This is a genomic window from Pollutimonas harenae (assembly GCF_004153685.1).
In the GTDB taxonomy this organism is placed as follows: Bacteria; Pseudomonadota; Gammaproteobacteria; order Burkholderiales; family Burkholderiaceae_B; genus Pusillimonas_C; species Pusillimonas_C harenae.
The window spans coordinates 817,121-837,137 of the sequence record NZ_SDQD01000002.1 but is presented as its reverse complement, the minus strand read 5'-3'; the positions used below and the strand labels follow the sequence as shown (position 1 = coordinate 837,137).

Below are 20,017 nucleotides of genomic sequence, written 5' to 3'. Positions count from 1 at the left end.
AGCGGAGAGGCGATGTTGTGGGACTTTTTAATCAAACGCTTTTGATGAATACGGGTGGCTGGGGCATGGCATCGGAAATCGTAAGGACCTCGTAACCTGTATCGGTTACAAGAATGCTGTGCTCCCATTGTGCCGACAGACTATGGTCACGGGTGACGACGGTCCAGCCATCTGCCAGCGTACGGATTTCTTTGCGGCCGGCGTTGATCATGGGCTCGATGGTGAAGATCATGCCCGCTTCTAGTTTTTCGCCCGTACCGGCTTTTCCATAATGCAGAACTTGAGGGTCTTGATGGAATTTACGACCAACGCCATGTCCGCAGTATTCGCGCACAACGGAAAAGCCTTGTTTTTCGGCATGCTTCTGGATGGCTTGCCCGATGTCGCCCAGCGTAGCGCCGGGGCGAACCTGCTCAATGCCCAGCCACATGCAATCGTAGGTGGTTTCAGCAAGGCGACGGGCCAGGATGGAAGGCTCGCCCACATAATACATGCGGCTGGTATCGCCGAACCAGCCATCCTTGATGACGGTAACATCGATATTCATGATGTCGCCGTTCTTCAGAACCTTGTCGCCAGGAATGCCATGGCAGATAACGTGGTTTACCGAGGTGCAAATAGAAGCGGGGAAAGGCGTGTAACCAGGAGGGGCGTAGCCGACTGTGGCAGACTCGACCTTAAGCTCGTTGGTGATGAAATCCATGCAGAGTTTGTCGAGTTCGCCCGTGGTGATGCCTGCCTGCACATGAGGTGCCAGGAAGTCGAGAGTAGCCGCAGCTGCCTGGCAGGCGGCACGCATTTTGTTCAGGTCGGATGGGTCGGTAACGAGACTGCTCATGGAAGGCTTGAATTTAGTAGTGGAAAAATAGTAGAATTATAGGCTTTCTTGAAATTTTGCAAGAAAGCACTACGGCGAAATCAGCCGGTTTTTGTAAATCGCGTGTCAGGCGACAAAAGGGTGTTCGGTACTAAGAAGTATATCGGATACACGCCGGGCACAAGACCAAACCCTTGGAGAATTAAATGTCTTTAATGCGTGAAATGCTTGAAGCTGGTGTGCACTTTGGCCACCAGACCCGTTACTGGAACCCCAAGATGGCTCCGTTCATCTTTGGTCATCGTAACAAGATTCACATCGTCAACCTCGAGCAGACGGTTGTCAAATACCAGGAAGCAGCCAAGTTCGTGCGCCAATTGGCTGCGCGTGGCGGCAACATCCTGTTCGTTGGCACCAAGCGCGCTGCACGCGAACTGGTTGCTGCTGAAGCTGCCCGTTGCGGCATGCCTTATGTCGACAGCCGTTGGCTGGGTGGCATGATGACCAACTTCAAGACCGTAAAAACTTCGGTCAAGCGTCTGAAAGAAATGGAAGCGCAACTGGCTGAAGGCGCCACTGAGCGCATGAGCAAGAAAGAAGCGCTGATGTTTGATCGCGAACTCGAGAAACTGAACAAGGCTATCGGCGGCATCAAGGACATGAACACGCTGCCCGACGCTTTGTTCGTCATCGATGTGGGTTATCACAAAATTGCTGTTGCAGAAGCCCGTACGCTGGGTATCCCAGTGGTTGCCGTCGTTGACACCAACCACTCTCCCGACGGCGTCGACTACATCATCCCCGGTAACGATGACTCCGCCAAAGCCATTGCACTGTATGCGCGCGGCATGGCCGACGCTGTGCTGGAAGGCCGTGAACAGAACCTGAACGGCTTGGTCGAAGAGATTGCCGAAGGCGAAGAAGAGTTCGTCGAGGTCGAAGAAGAGCGCGAATAAGCGTAGACGCCCGGCGTGCTCCGGGCCGAGGCTACCGCTCCCATGCCGGTAGCCTTGTCGCATGTTTCGCATCTGCCCCGGTTCAACCGGGGCGTGTTTTAGTTAACTGGAGAAAATAGTGGCTCAAATTACCGCATCCATGGTTAAAGAATTGCGCGAGAAAACCGACGCCCCCATGATGGAGTGCAAAAAGGCGCTGACAGAAGCCGAGGGCGACCTGGCTCGTGCCGAAGAAATTCTCCGCATAAAACTAGGTAGCAAGGCCAGCAAAGCCGCTGCGCGCGTTACCGCCGAAGGCCTCATTGGCCTGCACATCGCTGCCGATGGCAAGCGTGGTGCCGTCATTGAAGTCAACTGCGAAACCGACTTCGTGGCCAAAAATGATGACTTCATCGGTTTCATCAGCCAATTGGCCGAGCTGGTTACTGAAAAGAATCCTGCCGACGTGGCCGCTCTGGGCGAGCTGCCCATGGGTGATGGCACGGTAGAAAGCACACGTGCGGCACTGATCGGCAAGATCGGTGAAAACATGAGCGTGCGCCGTTTCGAACGCTACGAGACCGCCAATCAGCTGGCCAGCTATATCCATGGCGGCAAAATTGGCGTGTTGGTCGACTTCTCGGGCCCCGAAGAAACTGGCAAAGACGTGGCCATGCACATCGCGGCTACCAAACCCAAGGCTCTCGATGCCAACGGCGTTTCCGCTGAAGCCATCGCCGCCGAACGCTCTGTTGCAGAGCAAAAGGCAGCTGAGTCGGGCAAGCCCGCCGAGATCGTGACCAAAATGGTCGAAGGCTCTGTGCAGAAATTCCTGAAAGAAGTAACTTTGCTGTCCCAGCCTTTTGTCAAGAATGACAAGCAAACGGTTGAGCAAATGCTTAAGGAAAAGGGCGCAAGCATTTCCCGCTACGCCTTGTATGTCGTAGGCGAAGGCATCGAGAAGAAGTCTGAAGACTTCGCTGCGGAAGTTGCCGCAGCTGCAGCTGGTAACGCTTAGTATCGCATCAAGCGAAAAAATCGGGCTTTCGTTGTCACGAAGGCCCGACTCTGGCTTACACTTTCGTTGGATTGTTTACTTGGGAAACTACCTATGACCACCCGATCGTACAAGCGTGTTCTTCTCAAACTGTCCGGCGAAGCGCTGATGGGAGAAGACGCTTTTGGGATCAATCGCGCCACCATACAGCGCATGACTGAAGAAATTGCCGAAGTCGCAGCACTGGGGGTCGAGTTGGCCATAGTGATTGGTGGCGGCAATATTTTCCGCGGTGTGGCGCCTGGTGCGCAAGGCATGGATCGTGCCACCGCCGACTATATGGGCATGATGGCCACCGTCATGAACGCGCTGGCGCTACAAGACGCCCTCAAGAACCGCGGGGTCGATGCGCGAGTACAATCGGCTCTGAATCTCGATCAGGTCGTCGAACCCTATATCCGTCCCAAAGCCTTGCGTTATCTCGAAGAAGGCAAGGTGGTTATATTTGCAGCGGGTACCGGCAACCCCTTCTTTACCACTGATACGGCAGCTGCCTTGCGTGGCGCGGAAATTGGCGCAGAAATCGTCCTGAAAGCCACAAAGGTGGATGGCATTTATAGTGCCGATCCCAACAAGGACCCTGATGCCACCCGCTATGCGCGCATCAGCTTTGACGAAGCAATTGTGCGTCGCCTCGAAGTCATGGATGCAACGGCTTTTGCCTTATGCCGTGACCAAAAGCTGCCCATCAAGGTATTCTCCATCAATAAGTCCGGGGCCCTGAAGCGGGCCGTATTGGGCGAAGACGAAGGCACGCTAGTGCACGTTTGATAAAGGAATAGTAATGAGTCTTTCAGAGGTCAAACAGTCGGCAGAGTCGCGCATGGGCAAATCCATCGAAACGCTCAAAGTCGGCTTGTCGAAGATTCGCACAGGCCGTGCTCATGCCGGGATCCTGGATCACGTTCAGGTCGAATACTACGGTTCACCCGTGCCGGTCAGCCAGGTCGCCAATATCAACCTGGTCGATGCACGCACCATCAGTGTTCAGGTATGGGAAAAAAACATGGCTGGCCCTGTTGAAAAAGCCATACGCGATTCTGACCTTGGCCTGAACCCCATTGCCATGGGTGATAGCATACGCGTTCCTATGCCGGCTCTGACCGAAGAACGCCGCCGCGACCTAACCAAAGTAGTGCGTACAGAAGGCGAAGATGCAAAAATCGCGGTGCGTAACTTGCGTCGCGATGCGAACGATACGTTGAAGAAACTGGTTAAAGATAAAGAAATCTCTGAAGACGATGAGCGCCGCATGCAAGACGAGGTGCAAAAGCTCACCGACAAGCATGTTGCCGAAATTGATAAGCTTGTTACACAGAAAGAAGCCGAGATCATGACGGTTTAACCGTCAGTGTGCGCGCTTCGGATACTCTTTACATGCTAAGCAGCTCAACCCTGTCCATTCCGGACAGCACTGACATCCCGCGGCATGTGGCCATTATCATGGATGGCAACGGGCGTTGGGCTACCAAGCGCTTTCTCCCTCGTACCGCCGGTCACATGCGTGGCGTGCAGGCGGTGCGCAGGGTCGTCGAAGCCTGCGGGGATCGCGGGGTCAAGTACCTGACGCTTTTCGCCTTCAGCTCCGAAAACTGGCGTCGGCCCAAAGAAGAAGTGTCCGTCCTGATGCGGCTTTTCATGCAGACGCTCGAAAAGCAGGTGGGCAAACTTGAAAAGCAAGGAGTCAGGTTGCACATTGTCGGCGATCTGTCGGCTTTCGAACCCCGTTTGCAGGAAATGATCCACGAAGCCCAGGCACGCACCGCAGCAAACGATGCCTTGCACCTGACGATTGCTGCCAATTACGGTGGCCGTTGGGACATACTGCAAGCCTTGCGCAAATTACTGGCGGCACAGCCCGAGCTTGCCAATAGCACTCAGCCCATAGACGAAAGCCAGCTCACGCAATACTTATCCATGGCTTATGCGCCCGAGCCCGACTTATTCATACGCACGGGTGGCGAGCAGCGCATTTCCAATTTCCTGATCTGGCAGCTGGCCTATACTGAACTATATTTTTCCGATGACTATTGGCCCGACTTCGGTGCCCAAGAGATCGATGCCGCGTTTGCATGGTACCGGTCCAGGGAAAGACGTTTCGGACGCACTAGCGCCCAGCTTTCCAACTGAGCCAGAACAGGAGGGCGTCCTTATATGTTGAAGCAGCGTGTCGTGACAGCAGTGGTACTGCTCGCAGTATTGCTCGGCGCTTTGCTGGTGCCTAGCCCCTGGCCTTTAATCCTGCTTCTTACATTGGCAGCCGTCTGTGGTCTGTGGGAATGGTTGCGTCTGACCTGGCCACATCAAAACAGCGCCTGGCCACTCATTCTTGCAGTACTGAGCGGCGCCGGCATGCTGGTGCTGGCTTCGCAATGGCTGGCCTCGTCGCCCGCTGACTGGGCCATGCAAATGCAGGCTGTCCTGAATCAGCAGTTATTGCCGATTGTGGCGCTGATGTGGGTGGTGTTTGCCACGGTGCTGGTGTTTCAGGGGCAGGCGCAACGGCGCACAGGCGCATGGTGGCTCAGTCTGTTCGGCATTGCCGCCATATTGGCGGTATGGCTGTCCCTGACTCAGATGTTTGTTCAGCGCGGCGCCTGGTTTCTGGTGTCTTTGATGGCTCTTATCTGGTTCGCCGATATTGCTGCCTACTTTACCGGCAAGGCATTTGGCCGGCACAAGCTGGCACCTCGCGTCAGTCCCGGCAAAACCTGGGAAGGCGCGATGGGCGGAGTGTTGGCCGCTACGGCCTGGGTCCTGCTTAGTGCATACTGGCCAGGCAGTTTTGGCGATGTCCTGGTGCAGCGGTGGCCCTGGTGGATCGTCGCGCTCATTGCCATTTTTCTTGCGGCGCTATCAATTATTGGTGACTTGTTCGAATCCTTGCTCAAGCGCCGGGCGGGCGTCAAGGATTCCAGCCAGCTTCTACCTGGCCATGGTGGGGTATATGATCGCATTGACGCCTTGCTGCCTGTCGCACCAATAGCCTTGCTCATCACCGGAGTCTGGAACCCATGAAATTTCAACAGCTATGCGTGCTGGGGTCTACGGGCTCAATCGGCGAAAGCACGCTGGACGTGGTGCTGCGCCATCCGGAGACCATGGCAGTGTACGCATTGAGTGCGTACAGCCGCATAGAAGAGCTTGCCGAGCAAGCCCTGGTAACCAAAGCCAAAGTTGTTGTGGTGCCTACCGAACAGGCACGCACACGCTTTCGGCAGGCCTGGGCCGGTGGTGGCGCAGGTCCCGAAATCCGGATCGGTGCCCAGGCGCTGGTCGATACAGTACTCGACGCCGAAGTCACCACTGTGATGGCAGCCATCGTAGGTGCAGCCGGCCTGCCTTCAGCTTTGGCTGCCGCCCAGGCCGGCAAGCGGGTGTTGCTGGCCAATAAAGAGGCGTTGGTGGCGGCGGGTGGCCTGTTCATGCGTACGGTGCGGGAAAATGGGGCCGAACTGCTTCCTATCGACAGCGAGCACAATGCTATTTTTCAATGCATGCCGCAAACGGGCAGGGCAACAGCCCCCACCCAGCCGGCGGCGGGAGTCAGGCGCTTGCTGTTGACGGCATCCGGTGGGCCTTTCCGTACGACCGCCCTGGATAAGCTGGCGGGTGTTACGCCCGATCAGGCCTGTGCGCACCCCAACTGGAGCATGGGCCGCAAGATTTCTGTTGATTCCGCCACCATGCTCAATAAAGGCCTGGAGGTCATCGAGGCCCACTGGCTGTTTGCGATGCCGGTTCAGCGCATACAAGTCGTGATTCATCCTCAAAGCATGGTGCATTCCATGGTCGAGTACGAAGACGGTTCAATATTGGCTCAGCTCGGACAACCCGACATGCGCACTCCCATTGCCTACGGATTGGGCTTTCCCGAGCGCATATCCAGTGGAGTGGGTTTGTTGGAATTGACCACCCTGGGCCGGCTGGACTTCGAGGAGCCCAATTTCGAACGTTTTCCTTGTCTGCGGCTCTCGTTCGATGCCCTCAAGACGGGGCAGGCGGCTTGTGTTGCATTGAATGCTGCAAACGAGATCGCCGTAGATCGTTTTCTGAAACAGCAAATTCGCTATACTGAAATCGCCCCAGTCATCGAAACCTGTCTAGAGCGGATTACCGGTCTTCCCTATACGGCCCTGGACTCTCTCGACGATGTTTTGGCGCTGGATGCACGCACGCGGGACATTGCCAACGAGCTTTGCCTGCTCAAGACCTGACGCTACTACTTACAGGGCTGCCACGCCAGTTTCACCAGGAATTCCATGCTTTTCACTTTGCTTGCCTTTGCCGTTGCGCTGGGCGTACTGATTACGTTTCACGAGTTGGGGCATTACTGGGTTGCGCGGCTTTGCGGCGTACGCATTCTGCGGTTCTCAGTTGGTTTTGGCAAGGTGCTGGTGCGCCGTACGGATCGTCATGGCACCGAATGGGCCTTGTCAGCCATACCTCTGGGCGGTTACGTGAAGATGCTCGATGATCCGGAGCCAGGCGATGACCCGGCGATCGCCGGGCAAGCCTTCAATCACAAAAGCTTGAAGCAGCGCAGTGCCATCGTGCTGGCGGGTCCGGTAGCCAATCTGGTGTTGGCGGCACTGCTGTACACCGCACTGAATCTTGCCGGGACCAGCGAGCCGGCTGCCATCCTGGCCGCTCCGCCAACCAGCAGCCTGGCCGCACAAGCCGGAATTCAAGAAGGGGATCGTATTACCGCGGTCAATCAGCAGCCCGTACAGTCCTGGAACGAAGCCCGCTGGCAACTGCTTGATGTGATGACCAGCGGAGGACAGGCTCAGTTGCAGGTTGATACGGCCAATGGCTCGCAGCGCGAGCGCTTGCTTCAGTTCGTACCGGGCGAGGTAGGGGCCGACGGCGTTGACTTGATGGCCGAGGCGGGCTTGACATTGGCGATTCCCCAGCCGAAGGTAACTGCAGTCAACTCAGGCGAACCCGGTGAGCAGGCCGGATTGGCGCCCGGAGACATCGTTACGAGGGTAGGTGAGCTTGACCAGCCTACGGCCAGTGCGATGGTGGAAGAGGTCAAGAAGCATCCTGACCAACCTTTGCCCATTACGGTGTTGCGTAACGGCGCGACGACGACACTGACTGTGGTGCCTCGAGGCCAGGCCGGACCTGATGGCCAGACCATAGGCCGCATAGGCGTCATGCTGGGCGCCGACTTTCCCATGGTCCTGGTGCGCTACGGCTTGTTTGACAGCCTGAGCCGTGGTGTGTCACGTACCATTGATACCGTCTGGTTCTCTCTGAAAATGATGGGCCGCATGGTAGTGGGCGACGTTTCCCTGCGCAATATCAGCGGTCCTGTCACAATTGCAGATTACGCCGGACAAACGGCGCGTATCGGCTTTGCCGCCTACATAGGGTTTCTTGCACTTATAAGTGTTAGTATCGGCGTGTTAAATTTGCTGCCTATACCCATGCTTGATGGCGGGCATTTAATGTATTACGTGCTTGAGGCTGTCCGCGGTCGTCCAATACCCGAAAAATGGCATGAAAATGGCCAACGTATAGGTTTGGGTTTATTGGCCGCCTTAATGAGTCTGGCTTTTTTCAATGATTTTGCTCGCCTTTTCAGTTAGCGGCTTTCTGCCTTACAATCTTCCACCACTTATTCGTCCAAGGATGTACCAGGATGTCGTTTAGCCGGAAATCTTTCTTTTCCAAACGCGCATTGCCTGCCTTGCTGGCTGCTTTGCTTGTTCCGAGTATTGCCAGTGCATTTACGCCCTTTGTGGTGCGTGATATTCAGGTCAATGGCATACAAAGGGTCGATGCTGGTACGGTATTCAGCTACCTGCCGGTCAAAGTGGGTGAAGAATTCACCGAAGAACAGGCATCGGAAGCCATACAGCGGCTTTATTCCACGGGCTTTTTCAGCGACGTAAAAATCGATACCACCAACGACGTGTTGGTGGTCACAGTCGACGAGCGGCCAACTATTGCATCGGTTTCCTTTAATGGCATGCGCGAATTCGATGCTCCGTCTATTACCAAGTCTTTGGCGCAGGTAGGCTTTGGGCAAGGGCGTGTATTCGACCGTTCCATGCTCGAGCGTGCCGAGTTCGAACTGAAGCAGCAGTATCTGTCCAAAGGCAAATATGGGGTAGAGATCAACCCCATCATTACGCCGCTGCCGCGCAACCGCGTAGGTATCAGCTTCGATGTCTTCGAAGGCGACCTGGCCAAGATCAGTGAAATCCATATTGTCGGCAACGAGGCTTTTTCAGAAGGTACGCTGCTCGACGAAATGGAACTCACCACATCGGGCATGATGACCTGGTATACCGGCACTGACAAATATTCGCGTGAAAAGCTCGAAGGCGATGTCGAGCGGATACGCTCCTACTACCTCGACCGCGGCTATCTCGAATATTCAGCCGAACCGCCGCAAGTCTCCATTTCGCCTGACCGTGAAAGCATTTTCATCAACCTTACCGTACACGAAGGGCAGCCTTATACCGTGCGCAGCGTAAAGCTGGCCGGCGACCTGATCGGGCTCGACGAGCAAATACAACCTTTGGTTCAAATCGAAGAAGGCGAAACGTTCTCGGCAGCCAAAACCAACGCAACGGCCAAGGCAATCACTGACTACCTAGGCAGCCTGGGTTATGCATTTGCCAACGTCAACCCCAATCCTGTGCTTGACCGCGAAGCGCAAGAAACCGACCTGACCTTTTATGTCGATCCAGGTCGCCGTGTTTATGTACGCCGCATCCAGATTGGCGGTAACACCCGCACCCGTGACGAAGTCATTCGGCGCGAAATGCGGCAGCAGGAAGCGGCCTGGTACGACTCCAACAGCATCAAATCCTCACGCGACCGCATCGACCGCCTGGGCTACTTCAACGAGGTCGATGTACACACCACGCCAGTGGCTGGTTCGCCCGATCAAATCGACGTCAATGTCGACGTCAAGGAAAAACCCACCGGCCTGATCAACCTGGGTGTGGGCTACGGCTCGACCGACAAAGTGATCCTGTCGGCAGGCATCAGTCAGGACAACATCTTCGGTAGCGGCAATACCTTGTCCTTGCAGGTAAATACCAGCAAGACGAACCGGGCAGCAGTCATTTCGCATACAAATCCGTACTGGACGCAAGACGGCATCAGTAAGACCACATCCTTGTACTATCGCCGGACGACACCTTACGAAAACAGCAATGCTACCGGCGACTACCGTGTCACGGCGTTGGGCGCAGGCCTTAATTTTGGTGTGCCCATCTCCGAGTACGACCGCGTTTTCGCGGGCGTCAGCTTCGAACATAACGAGATCAGCGATTTTCGGGAAAGTGCACCGCAAGCTTATCGTGATTTTGTCGACGAATACGGCGAAAAAACCAATTCCGTCATTTTCAACATAGGCTGGTCCAAAGACACCCGCGACAGCGCTATCGCACCAACCAAAGGCAGCTATACACGCCTGTCGGGTGATGTGTCCACCATGGATTTGCGCTATTACATGCTTAGCGCCCAACAGCAGTATTACCTGCCTTTAGGCCGCGCCTACACGCTGGCATTCAATGGTCTGGTCGATTGGGGCAAGAGTTACAGTGACAAGGCCTTCCCGGTCATCAAGAATGTCTACGGTGGTGGCATAGGCTCGGTGCGTGGCTACGAAGGCGCATCGCTGGGCCCGCGCGATTCGCTCACCAACGACTACCTGGGCGGCTCGCGACGCCTTGCAGCCAATGTTCAGCTCTATCTCCCGTTCCCGGGTGCTACCCGCGACCGCACTCTGCGCTGGTTCCTGTTTGCCGATGCAGGGCAAGTGGCCAATACCGATGGCGGTTGTGCTCAAGGTATCGACAACGAAGTCGAAGATCCTTGCGGCTGGAAATACTCGGCTGGTATCGGCTTGTCATGGCAATCGCCGCTGGGCCCATTGCAGCTGTCTTACGGCCGGGCCCTGAACGCCAAACCAGGCGACGACAAGCAATCATTCCAGTTCCAGATCGGTACCGGTTTTTGATACACGCCATTTAATGGCACAATAACTCTTTTATCTCTGCTCTTTCGCAAGGTAGATTCTTCATGAAGTCTCAATTCGCATTAAAACTTTCCGCTCTAAGCCGTGGCATCGGCCAGGCTAATCGCGCTTTAGCATTTGCTGCTGTACTGGGCATGGGTGGGGCCATGATGGCCGTTCCCGTAGCGGCCCAGGCTCAGGCAACCAAAATAGGCTTCGTGAGCACCGAACGCATTCTGCGTGACTCCAAGCCTGCCAAGGCAGCGCAGGCCAAGATCGAGGCCGAATTCAAGAAACGCGACACCGAGCTGCAAAGCCTGGCCAACCGTTTGCGCAGTGAAGCTCAAAAATTCGACAAAGACGCTCCCGTATTGTCCGAATCCGAGCGTATCAAGCGCCAGCGCAGTCTGGCCGACCTCGATTCCGACTTGCAGCGCAAGCGCCGCGAGTTCCAGGAAGACTTCAATCGTCGCCGTAACGAAGAGTTCTCGGGTATTGTCGAAAAGGCCGATGCGGCCATCAAACAAATTGCCGAGCAACAAAACTACGATCTGATCATTCAAGATGCCGTTACCGTCAGTCCACGAATCGACATCACCGACCAGGTCATGAAAGCACTCGGCGGCTAATACAAAATGCCGGTATTGCTAGCGCCCGAACAGGCGCCTACCTTGCAAACACTGCTGGCTGAAGCGAATGTCGCAGGCCTGGATTGCATACCGGTCGAAACCAAGGATAAGGTCCAGCCCCGTATTCGGGGCCTGGGTTCCTTGCTTTCCGCTGGCCCTGACGAAATCAGCTTTCTTTCCAATCCGCGGATGCAAGCGCAGTTACCGCAGTCAGGTGCAGCCGTTGTCATTCTGACCCCGACCGCCTTTGAAACACTGAAGGCAGAAAGCTACACTTTTTTGCCGGTGCTTTGCAGCGAGCCCTACCTGATGTACGCCTTGCTGGCGCAGTGGTTCGACCGGCACCGCATCAATAGCCTGCCCGCAGGCATACATGAAAGCGCCGTCATTGCGCCAACAGCCCAGATCGAACCAGGTGTAGCCATAGGCCCGCATTGCGTCATTGAAGACGGTGTGCGAATAGGGCGGGGTACCCGCCTCGGGCCTGGCTGTATTATTGGCGCCAATTCAATACTAGGCGCCGACTGCCTGCTGCATGGGCGTGTCACCTTGTACCATCATGTCGTGGTCGGTGATCGTGCCATTTTGCATTCAGGCTGTGTACTGGGTGCAGACGGCTTTGGCTTCGCTCCAGACCCACGCCAGGAAAGCGGTGCCTGGGCGAAAATCGCCCAGATCGGCGGCGTGGTTCTGGGTAATGACGTTGAAATCGGAGCCAACACCACCGTGGATCGCGGTGCCATCGACAATACAATCATAGGGAATGGCGTCAAGCTCGACAACCAGATCATGATTGGCCACAACTGTCAGATCGGTGACCATACCGCTATGGCGGCCTGCGTAGGCGTGGCCGGCTCGACGATTATCGGAAAGCGCTGCAGCATAGGCGGAGCGGCAATGCTGTCGGGGCACCTGAATCTGGCCGACGACGTCAATGTTTCTGGCGGTACGGCCATCACGTCCAGCATTTCACATCCGGGGCGCTACACCGGCGTCTATCCTTATGCCGAACACATTCAGTGGCAACGCAATGCGGCCGTCCTGCCGCAGCTAGCTACTTTGCGCCGCCGCATCAGGGCGCTCGAAAAGCAAGAATCGTAACCCAAAATCGTATCGTACGAATTTATTTGCAGGATTTAAGAAGATGGAACTCGACATCAAACAGATCATGGATAGGCTGCCGCATCGCCACCCGATGCTCCTGGTCGATCGCGTACTGGAAATGGTTCCTGGTAAAAGCATCGTGGCCATTAAAAACGTGTCGATGAACGAACCTTTTTTTACCGGCCATTTTCCACATCACCCAGTCATGCCAGGCGTGCTCATCATCGAAGCTCTGGCCCAGGCTGCAGCGCTTTTTTCTTTCGAGGACGACAGCGGCGTCAATCCATCCGACAAGAAGATTGCTTACTACCTGGTAGGTGTCGATGGCGCGCGTTTTCGCCGGCCTGTTGTTCCTGGTGATCAACTGCGGCTCGAAGTAACGGCTGATCGCATCAGCCGTTCAATCTGCAAATATACGGCTTGCGCTACCGTCGACGGACAAGTCGCTGCCGAAGCCAAAATCATGTGCGCGATACGGGTACTGGAAGAATAGTCATGTCCACCCTGATACACCCCACTGCGATTGTCTCTCCTGGTGCACGCATCGCGGACGACGTACAGATTGGTCCTTACAGCATCATTGGCGAGAATGTGGTTATTGGCGCGGGCACGATAGTCGGCCCTCATTGCGTCATTGACGGCCACACTACTGTGGGCGCCAACAACAATTTTTACCGGTTTTGTTCCATAGGGGGCATGCCGCAAGACAAGAAATACGCCGGCGAAGCTACTCGCCTGGAGATCGGCGACGGCAATATGGTGCGTGAATACGTCACCATCAATACCGGTACGGCTCAGGACGTAGGCATAACCCGGCTGGGTGACGATAACTGGATCATGGCCTACGCGCATATAGCGCACGATTGCCAGATTGGCCATCACACAGTCATTGCCAATGGCGTGCAACTCGCGGGCCATATTCATATTGGCGACTGGGCCATATTGGGCGGCCTGACAGCCATACACCAGTTTGTGCGTGTTGGTGCACATACCATGATAGGTGGCACCAGCTCCATCCGTCAGGACATTCCTCCTTACCTGATCGGGGCGGGCGATCCCTTTCGGCCAGTAGGAATCAACTCCGAAGGTTTGAGCCGGCGCGGATACACGCCGGAATCCATTGCGGCGCTCAAAGAGGCATACAAACTGCTGTACAGGCGCAATCTGAATATTGAACAGGCGTGCGAGCAAATGCGCGCACTGCAACAGGAACGCCCACTGGCCAATGACGCCATCCAGCTCATGGTCGACTTCCTGAGCAGCTCCACGCGGGGCATAGCCCGCTCATGAGCTTGCGTGTCGGCATGGTGGCCGGCGAGCCCTCTGGCGACCTGCTGGCGGCACGCATCATACGAGGGATCAGCCGTCACGATACGCAAAGCCTCTGCCAGGGCATCGGTGGTCCAGCCATGGCAAAGCAGGGCTTCGAGGCCTGGAAGCCCATGGACGCCTTGACCGTATTTGGCTATGTCGATGCCCTTAAGCGCATGCCCAACCTGCTAAGCACTTACTTCAATGTAAAAAAGCGCTGGCTATCCGATAAACCTGATGTGTTTGTGGGCATCGACGCACCCGACTTCAATCTGCGCCTTGAACTTCAGCTCAAGCAGGCAGGTGTGCCCACCGTGCATTTTGTCGGGCCGTCGATTTGGGCGTGGCGCTATGAACGTATCAACAAAATACGCCAGGCCGTATCGCACATGCTGGTGCTGTTTCCGTTTGAGGTAGAAATCTACCAAAAAGAAGGGGTGCCGGTCACGTATGTTGGCCATCCGCTGGCCGAAATCATACCCATGCAACCAGACAAGACCGCAGCAAGACGTTATTTGGGTGTCGACCCGAATGCACGGGTGCTGGCGCTTATGCCTGGTAGCCGTGCTTCCGAGATCAAGTTGTTGGGGCCGCGGTTTTTGCAAGCGGCTCAAATCCTGCTGAAGCAAGATCCCGACTTGCAGGTGCTGGTTCCCATGGTCAACCCGGCGCGTCGGAAGGAGTTCCAGGTTTTGCTGGATCAGTATCCAATACCGAGTTGCCGCATTATCGAACAAACGGGCGAGCAATCGCCTCTGGTCACTCCGGCGCCGCTCCAGACTGGAAGTTTCCAGGGGCAAGCTCAGGAGAATGCCGCAGCCTCCATCGACTTCAAAGAACGGCCCGCTGCCTGGAATGTGATGGAGGCCGCCGACGCGGTGCTGGTTGCCAGTGGTACCGCTACTCTGGAGGCTGCCCTGTTCAAACGGCCCATGGTGATTTCTTATGTGCTTTCGCCCATGATGAAACGTATGATGGAATGGAAGTCGGGACAGGCGCGGCCTTACGTACCGTGGGTAGGACTGCCTAATGTGCTGGCACGCGATTTCGTGGTACCTGAGCTCTTGCAGGATGACGCCACGCCGCAAGCCTTGGCCGAAGCCAGCTGGAAGGCGCTGACCGATGCATCGTATGCCCGGCAAGTGTCCGAACGCTTCACGCAAATACACGAGTCGCTCTGGCGCAATACGCCGGAATTGGCTGCTCAAGCTATTGTTCAGCAGGCGCGCTAAGCCTCTCAACACCCAAAGAGACCTTGCATGAATCCTCAGGTGGATGGTCAGTTTGATTTGTTTGACGCCGGCCCGGTGGTCCTGAATGTCGCGGGCATAGATGAGGCTGGGCGTGGCCCTTTGGCGGGACCTGTATTTGCAGCAGCAGTTATCCTTGATCCCGCTCGTCCGATCAAAGGACTGGACGACTCCAAGAAGCTAAGCGCCGCACGGCGGGAGGCGCTGGCGCTGGCGGTGCGCGAGCATGCCCTGGCCTGGTGTATTGCCAGCGCTTCCGTGGAAGAAATCGATACGCTGAATATCTTGCAAGCTACTATGCTGGCCATGCGCCGTGCCTGCGAGGGTTTGACCTTGCAGCCAAGCCAGGCCCTCATCGACGGCAATCGGGTGCCGCAAGGCTTGTCATGCACAGCACAGGCTATTGTGGGTGGTGACGCCAGCGTGGCCGCTATCTCGGCGGCTTCCATCCTGGCCAAGACAGCTCGCGATGCCGATTGCTTGCTGTTGCACCAAGCCTATCCAGACTATTGTTTTGACCAACACAAGGGATATGGGACAGCGCTGCATCTGGCTCGTTTACATACTCATGGCCCGTGCCCGGCACATCGGCGCAGCTTTGCGCCAGTCAGGAAACTGTTGCAATTGAATGCCACAAGCGCAGCTGCGGGCACAAGTACACCAGCTCAGTAGGCAAGGGGATCGTTTCCATGAAGCATATCTCATCGCGTGACAACCCCTTGTACAAGCGACTCATGCGCCTGGCGCGTGGCAAGCGAGAGAAGGGTGCTGATGCACATGCTGTTCAGCATGTGCTGCTGGAAGGCGTACATCTATGCCAGGCCTGGCTGCAGCATGCCGGCGCGCCGGAACTGGCCTTGTTTGATTTGCGGAAACTTGAAACGCAGGCGGAGCTTCAGTCTTTGGCTAACCGTTTACCTGCAGGCTTGTGCCATAGCTGTGAACCTGGCTTGGCGGCCGGCTTGTCTCAGGTCGAGCATGGGCAGGGTGTGTATTTTCTGGCGACAGCGCCCACGCCTGTCCTACCTGAACGCATTGCCCATAACTGTTTATGGTTGGATCGGCTGCAAGATCCAGGCAATGTGGGTACTTTGCTACGCACGGCCGCAGCAGCGGGCATAGAGCATGCTTATCTGTCTACGGCTTGCGCTTCGGTATGGTCGGCCAAGGTGCTGCGTAGTGCCCAGGGTGCGCATTTTGTGATGACAATACACGAGCATGTCGATTTGATGGCTTTACGCAGGCGTTTGGCCATACCGCTCGTCGCGACCGCTTTGGATGATGCTCAACCTTTGTACGATGCCCCCTTGCCCGCAAAATGTGCCTGGGTATTTGGCAACGAGGGGCAGGGGGTGGACCCGTCATTACTCGAACAGGCGGACATGCGGGTGTTCATTCCGCAAGTGGCAGAAGTGGAGTCGCTGAACGTGGCTGTGGCTGCCGGTGTGTGTCTGTTTGAGCAGCGGCGGGAGCATAGTCAGGAGCTGTGATGGCCTCTGAGCTGCCAATAGCCTCTGGCTTGTCAGTATATTCGGCGATCCAACCCTACCTCATCGAGCACTTTGGTCGAAATTTCTTCGATCGAGCGGGTCGTGGTCGACAGCCAGGGAATGTTTTCCATACGCATCAGGCGCTCGGCCTCGGCGACTTCATGACGGCACTGCTTGATGGAGGCATACTGGCTATTGGGACGCCGCTCGTTGCGTACTTCGGCCAGACGATCTGGCTGTATCGACAAGCCAAACAGTTTCTTGCGATAGGGCGCCAGCGTAGCGGGCAGCGAACCGCGATCGAAGTCTTCGGGGATGAGTGGAAAATTGGCCGCCTTGACCGCATACTGCATGGCCAGATACAAACTGGTGGGAGTCTTTCCGCAGCGGGACACACCGACCAGAATCACATCGGCCTGTTCCAGCCCATGTATGAACTGACCGTCATCGTGAGCCAGGCTGAAATTGATGGCCTCGATGCGATTGTTGTACTGCTTGGACATGCCGCCCATATGCGAGCGGCCCACCGAATGGCTGGACTTGACGCCCAATGCGGTTTCTATGTGTTGCACAAAAGTGCTGAACAGATCCAGGAAAGTACAGTTGGCCTCGCGTATGCTTTGGGATATGGCCGGATTGACCAAGGTGCTGAATACCAGTGGCGGGGAGTCTTGCTCTTGGGCACAGCGGTTGATTCTTACGGCTGCGGCCTCGGCCTTTTCAACGCTATCTATAAACGGAATGCGTATGGCTTCGAAGGAAAATTGCTCGAATTGCGAAAGCACTGAGTTGCTGAATGTTTCAGCGGTAATGCCCGTGCTGTCGGAGACAACAAAAACGGTACGTTCGATCAGAGAGTCTGGCATGGAATAAAGTCAGTGCAGAAGATGCAGGAAACGGTACAATCGCAAAGATTACCAGTCACCGTACCAGCAGGCAAGGCTGGTTTGCTTAGTACACCGGGTTTATGGGGTCATCGACCCGTAAATATCCAGGCGCACTAAGCAAACAAGCTTTCTTTTATATAGTTAAGGTGACTTTATGTCTTATGTAGTGTCTTTCGAGCAGCTCCGCATGACGGATGTCGACTCGGTCGGAGGAAAAAACGCTTCACTAGGTGAAATGATCAGTCAATTGGCCGGCGCCGGGGTAAGGGTCCCAGGTGGCTTTGCGACCACGGCTGATGCATTCCGTGATTTCCTCAAGTCCACCAAGCTCGACCAACGCATTGCCGATCGTCTCCAAACGCTCGATTCCGACGACGTGCGCGAACTCGCCTCGGCTGGCGCCGAGATCCGTCAATGGATCATCGATACGCCGTTCCAGCCTGAGTTCGAACAAGCCATTCGCACGGCCTTTGCCGAACTGGATGCTGACGGTAAGGGCTCATTTGCCGTGCGCTCGTCCGCAACAGCTGAAGACCTTCCCGATGCTTCCTTTGCCGGACAGCAGGAAACCTTCCTGAATGTGGTGGGCATCGATGACGTGCTCGAAAAGATCCGTCATGTATTCGCATCGCTTTATAACGATCGCGCCATTTCGTATCGCGTGCATAAAGGCTACGCCCATGCCGAAGTCGCCTTGTCGGCAGGCATACAGCGTATGGTGCGCTCCGATCGCGGCAGTGCCGGTGTGATGTTCACGCTCGATACAGAGTCCGGATTTACCGATGTCGTATTCATCACTTCGTCTTATGGCTTGGGCGAAACCGTGGTGCAGGGCGCCGTCAATCCAGACGAATTCTATGTATTCAAGCCCACTCTGGCTTCGGGACACTATCCCATCATCAGCCGCCGCATTGGTTCCAAGCTCCTCAAGATGGAATTCGATGCCGAGCGCACATCGGGTCATGCCGTGCGTACGGTCGATGTGCCCGTATCCGAGCGCAACCGTTATTCGCTGACCGACGAAGAGGTCATCGAACTGGCCCGCTATGCGGTCATCATCGAAAATCATTACCAGCGCCCTATGGATATCGAATGGGGCCGCGACGGCATCGACGGAAAAATCTACATCCTCCAGGCCCGTCCTGAAACGGTCAAGTCGCAGCAAGGTCACAATGACGTTCAAGAGCGCTATCGCCTCAAAGCCACGGGCGAAGTGCTGGTAACCGGCCGTGCCATCGGTCAGAAGATCGGTTCGGGCAGGGTGCGTATCGTGGCCGATGTATCCGAAATGGATCAGGTTCAGGCCGGCGACATCCTGGTCACCGACATGACCGACCCCAACTGGGAACCCGTCATGAAGCTGGCTTCGGCTATCGTGACCAATCGCGGCGGCCGCACTTGCCATGCAGCAATTATTGCCCGCGAGCTGGGTATACCGGCTGTGGTGGGCTGCGCCGAGGCGACGGATGTTCTGGATAATGGCCGGGAAGTCACGGTGTCGTGCGCCGAGGGCGACGAAGGCCGAATTTACGACGGTCTTATCGAAACCGAGATCGAAGAAGTCCGTTGGGGTGAAATGCCCAATATCGGCCTGAAGATCATGATGAACGTGGGCAACCCGCAACTGGCCTTCGATTTCTCGCAAATCCCCAACGAGGGGGTAGGCCTGGCCCGGCTTGAGTTCATCATCAACAACAACATCAACGTGCACCCCAAGGCGGTGCTCGATTATCCCAATGTAGATGCCGAGCTCAAGCAGGCGGTCGAATCGGCTGCACGTGGCTATGCCAGCCCGCGTGCCTTCTTTGTTGAAAAGCTGGCGGAAGGCATCAGCACCTTGGCGGCTGCTTTTTATCCCAAGCCTGTCATCGTTCGCCTGTCCGACTTCAAGTCGAATGAATATCGCAAGCTGGTGGGTGGATCGCGTTACGAACCCGAAGAAGAGAACCCGATGCTGGGTTTCCGTGGTGCATCGCGCTACATTTCCAAAGAGTTCGAAGAGTGCTTCAAGATGGAGTGCGAAGCGCTCAAGAAAGTGCGTGACGATATGGGCCTGACCAACGTCGAGATCATGGTGCCTTTTGTACGCACCTTGCCGCAGGCAGCCAAGGTCGTCGACCTGCTGGCCAGCCATGGCCTGACACGAGGCGACAACGGCCTGCGCCTGATCATGATGTGCGAAGTACCATCCAACGCCATTCTTGCTGAACAATTCCTGCAGTATTTCGATGGTTTCTCCATCGGCTCCAACGACATGACCCAGCTTACACTGGGCCTGGATCGTGATTCCGGTATGGAATTGCTGGCGGCTGATTTCGATGAACGCGACGAAGCCGTACAGTTCATGCTGCGCCGTGCCATTCAGGCTTGCCTGTCGGCGGGCAAGTATGTAGGCATTTGCGGCCAAGGCCCCAGCGATCATCCGGACCTGGCCAACTGGCTACGCGACGAAGGCATTCTTTCCATGTCGCTGAATCCGGATACGGTTGTCGATACCTGGCAGCGTCTGGCAAAGAAAGCCTGATAAATCCCTGGTAAAAAAAGCTGGCTTGT

19 protein-coding genes are annotated in these 20,017 nt (G+C 55.9%); 17 read left to right on the top strand and 2 right to left on the bottom strand.

The window, feature by feature from the left end:
* Positions 1–31 precede the first annotated feature (31 nt).
* Entirely contained in the window at positions 32–838 is an 807-nt protein-coding gene (map, locus tag ERD84_RS10795; RefSeq protein ID WP_130039617.1) for a type I methionyl aminopeptidase, read from the bottom strand.
* Between the two features lie 185 nt (positions 839–1,023).
* On the opposite strand from map, the gene rpsB reads away from it, so the two are divergent.
* The 16 genes from rpsB to ERD84_RS10715 all read left to right on the top strand — a co-directional run bounded on the left by rpsB (position 1,024) and on the right by ERD84_RS10715 (position 16,577).
* Positions 1,024–1,773, top strand: coding sequence for a 30S ribosomal protein S2 (rpsB, locus tag ERD84_RS10790; protein WP_130039616.1), 750 nt, complete (start codon positions 1,024–1,026; stop codon positions 1,771–1,773).
* A 118-nt stretch (positions 1,774–1,891) separates the two neighbouring features.
* Entirely contained in the window at positions 1,892–2,770 is an 879-nt protein-coding gene (gene tsf, locus ERD84_RS10785) for a translation elongation factor Ts (RefSeq protein WP_130039615.1), read from the top strand.
* A gap of 93 nt (positions 2,771–2,863) precedes the next feature.
* The gene (gene pyrH / locus ERD84_RS10780) at positions 2,864–3,580 is read left to right on the top strand and encodes a UMP kinase (RefSeq protein ID WP_130039614.1); all 717 of its coding nucleotides are present in this window, start codon (positions 2,864–2,866) and stop codon (positions 3,578–3,580) included.
* A 13-nt stretch (positions 3,581–3,593) separates the two neighbouring features.
* Positions 3,594–4,154: a ribosome recycling factor gene (gene frr / locus ERD84_RS10775; RefSeq protein WP_130039613.1), complete on the top strand. Its 561-nt coding sequence runs from the start codon at positions 3,594–3,596 to the stop codon at positions 4,152–4,154.
* 32 nt (positions 4,155–4,186) lie between these two features.
* Positions 4,187–4,939, top strand: a complete 753-nt coding sequence (gene uppS, locus ERD84_RS10770; protein ID WP_130039612.1) for a polyprenyl diphosphate synthase — start codon at positions 4,187–4,189, stop codon at positions 4,937–4,939.
* Between the two features lie 24 nt (positions 4,940–4,963).
* On the top strand, positions 4,964–5,827 hold the full coding sequence (locus ERD84_RS10765; protein ID WP_130039611.1) for a phosphatidate cytidylyltransferase: 864 nt from the start codon (positions 4,964–4,966) through the stop codon (positions 5,825–5,827).
* On the top strand, positions 5,824–7,026 hold the full coding sequence (gene ispC / locus ERD84_RS10760) for a 1-deoxy-D-xylulose-5-phosphate reductoisomerase (RefSeq protein WP_130039610.1): 1,203 nt from the start codon (positions 5,824–5,826) through the stop codon (positions 7,024–7,026). The genes ERD84_RS10765 and ispC overlap by 4 nt, the downstream gene beginning before the upstream one ends.
* Before the next feature lie 45 nt (positions 7,027–7,071).
* Positions 7,072–8,406 (top strand): RIP metalloprotease RseP, encoded by a 1,335-nt coding sequence (gene rseP, locus ERD84_RS10755; protein WP_130039609.1) that lies wholly within the window; start codon positions 7,072–7,074, stop codon positions 8,404–8,406.
* A gap of 53 nt (positions 8,407–8,459) precedes the next feature.
* On the top strand, positions 8,460–10,796 hold the full coding sequence (gene bamA / locus ERD84_RS10750) for an outer membrane protein assembly factor BamA (protein ID WP_130039608.1): 2,337 nt from the start codon (positions 8,460–8,462) through the stop codon (positions 10,794–10,796).
* Between the two features lie 62 nt (positions 10,797–10,858).
* Positions 10,859–11,422 (top strand): OmpH/Skp family outer membrane protein, encoded by a 564-nt coding sequence (locus ERD84_RS10745; RefSeq protein WP_130039607.1) that lies wholly within the window; start codon positions 10,859–10,861, stop codon positions 11,420–11,422.
* 6 nt (positions 11,423–11,428) lie between these two features.
* Complete coding sequence (gene lpxD / locus ERD84_RS10740; protein WP_130039606.1) at positions 11,429–12,523, top strand: UDP-3-O-(3-hydroxymyristoyl)glucosamine N-acyltransferase; 1,095 nt, start codon at positions 11,429–11,431, stop codon at positions 12,521–12,523.
* A 43-nt stretch (positions 12,524–12,566) separates the two neighbouring features.
* On the top strand, positions 12,567–13,019 hold the full coding sequence (gene fabZ / locus ERD84_RS10735; RefSeq protein ID WP_130039605.1) for a 3-hydroxyacyl-ACP dehydratase FabZ: 453 nt from the start codon (positions 12,567–12,569) through the stop codon (positions 13,017–13,019).
* Between the two features lie 2 nt (positions 13,020–13,021).
* Complete coding sequence (gene lpxA / locus ERD84_RS10730; RefSeq protein ID WP_130039604.1) at positions 13,022–13,816, top strand: acyl-ACP--UDP-N-acetylglucosamine O-acyltransferase; 795 nt, start codon at positions 13,022–13,024, stop codon at positions 13,814–13,816.
* Complete coding sequence (gene lpxB, locus ERD84_RS10725; RefSeq protein ID WP_130039603.1) at positions 13,813–15,069, top strand: lipid-A-disaccharide synthase; 1,257 nt, start codon at positions 13,813–13,815, stop codon at positions 15,067–15,069. The genes lpxA and lpxB overlap by 4 nt, the downstream gene beginning before the upstream one ends.
* Positions 15,070–15,096: 27 nt before the next feature.
* A complete protein-coding gene (rnhB, locus tag ERD84_RS10720; RefSeq protein ID WP_130039602.1) occupies positions 15,097–15,759 on the top strand; it encodes a ribonuclease HII in 663 nt (220 codons plus the stop codon).
* Between the two features lie 17 nt (positions 15,760–15,776).
* Positions 15,777–16,577 (top strand): TrmH family RNA methyltransferase, encoded by an 801-nt coding sequence (locus ERD84_RS10715; RefSeq protein ID WP_130039601.1) that lies wholly within the window; start codon positions 15,777–15,779, stop codon positions 16,575–16,577.
* Between the two features lie 32 nt (positions 16,578–16,609).
* On the opposite strand, the gene ppsR is transcribed toward ERD84_RS10715, so the two are convergent.
* On the bottom strand, positions 16,610–17,443 hold the full coding sequence (gene ppsR / locus ERD84_RS10710; protein ID WP_130039600.1) for a posphoenolpyruvate synthetase regulatory kinase/phosphorylase PpsR: 834 nt from the start codon (positions 17,441–17,443) through the stop codon (positions 16,610–16,612).
* Between the two features lie 175 nt (positions 17,444–17,618).
* Here ppsR and ppsA point away from each other — a divergent pair, with 175 nt between their 5' ends.
* Positions 17,619–19,988, top strand: a complete 2,370-nt coding sequence (ppsA, locus tag ERD84_RS10705) for a phosphoenolpyruvate synthase (RefSeq protein ID WP_130039599.1) — start codon at positions 17,619–17,621, stop codon at positions 19,986–19,988.
* Positions 19,989–20,017: the final 29 nt, after the last annotated feature.

Coding starts and splice junctions, on each gene's coding strand:
- rseP (WP_130039609.1), top strand. CDS start 7,072: ATGCTTTTCACTTTGCTTGCCTTTGCCGTTGCGCTGGGCGTACTGATT.
- lpxB (WP_130039603.1), top strand. CDS start 13,813: ATGAGCTTGCGTGTCGGCATGGTGGCCGGCGAGCCCTCTGGCGACCTG.
- fabZ (WP_130039605.1), top strand. CDS start 12,567: ATGGAACTCGACATCAAACAGATCATGGATAGGCTGCCGCATCGCCAC.
- pyrH (WP_130039614.1), top strand. CDS start 2,864: ATGACCACCCGATCGTACAAGCGTGTTCTTCTCAAACTGTCCGGCGAA.
- lpxA (WP_130039604.1), top strand. CDS start 13,022: ATGTCCACCCTGATACACCCCACTGCGATTGTCTCTCCTGGTGCACGC.
- map (WP_130039617.1), bottom strand. CDS start 838: ATGAGCAGTCTCGTTACCGACCCATCCGACCTGAACAAAATGCGTGCC.
- ERD84_RS10765 (WP_130039611.1), top strand. CDS start 4,964: ATGTTGAAGCAGCGTGTCGTGACAGCAGTGGTACTGCTCGCAGTATTG.
- lpxD (WP_130039606.1), top strand. CDS start 11,429: ATGCCGGTATTGCTAGCGCCCGAACAGGCGCCTACCTTGCAAACACTG.
- bamA (WP_130039608.1), top strand. CDS start 8,460: ATGTCGTTTAGCCGGAAATCTTTCTTTTCCAAACGCGCATTGCCTGCC.
- ERD84_RS10715 (WP_130039601.1), top strand. CDS start 15,777: ATGAAGCATATCTCATCGCGTGACAACCCCTTGTACAAGCGACTCATG.
- rpsB (WP_130039616.1), top strand. CDS start 1,024: ATGTCTTTAATGCGTGAAATGCTTGAAGCTGGTGTGCACTTTGGCCAC.
- ERD84_RS10745 (WP_130039607.1), top strand. CDS start 10,859: ATGAAGTCTCAATTCGCATTAAAACTTTCCGCTCTAAGCCGTGGCATC.
- rnhB (WP_130039602.1), top strand. CDS start 15,097: ATGAATCCTCAGGTGGATGGTCAGTTTGATTTGTTTGACGCCGGCCCG.
- frr (WP_130039613.1), top strand. CDS start 3,594: ATGAGTCTTTCAGAGGTCAAACAGTCGGCAGAGTCGCGCATGGGCAAA.
- ispC (WP_130039610.1), top strand. CDS start 5,824: ATGAAATTTCAACAGCTATGCGTGCTGGGGTCTACGGGCTCAATCGGC.
- uppS (WP_130039612.1), top strand. CDS start 4,187: ATGCTAAGCAGCTCAACCCTGTCCATTCCGGACAGCACTGACATCCCG.
- ppsA (WP_130039599.1), top strand. CDS start 17,619: ATGTCTTATGTAGTGTCTTTCGAGCAGCTCCGCATGACGGATGTCGAC.
- ppsR (WP_130039600.1), bottom strand. CDS start 17,443: ATGCCAGACTCTCTGATCGAACGTACCGTTTTTGTTGTCTCCGACAGC.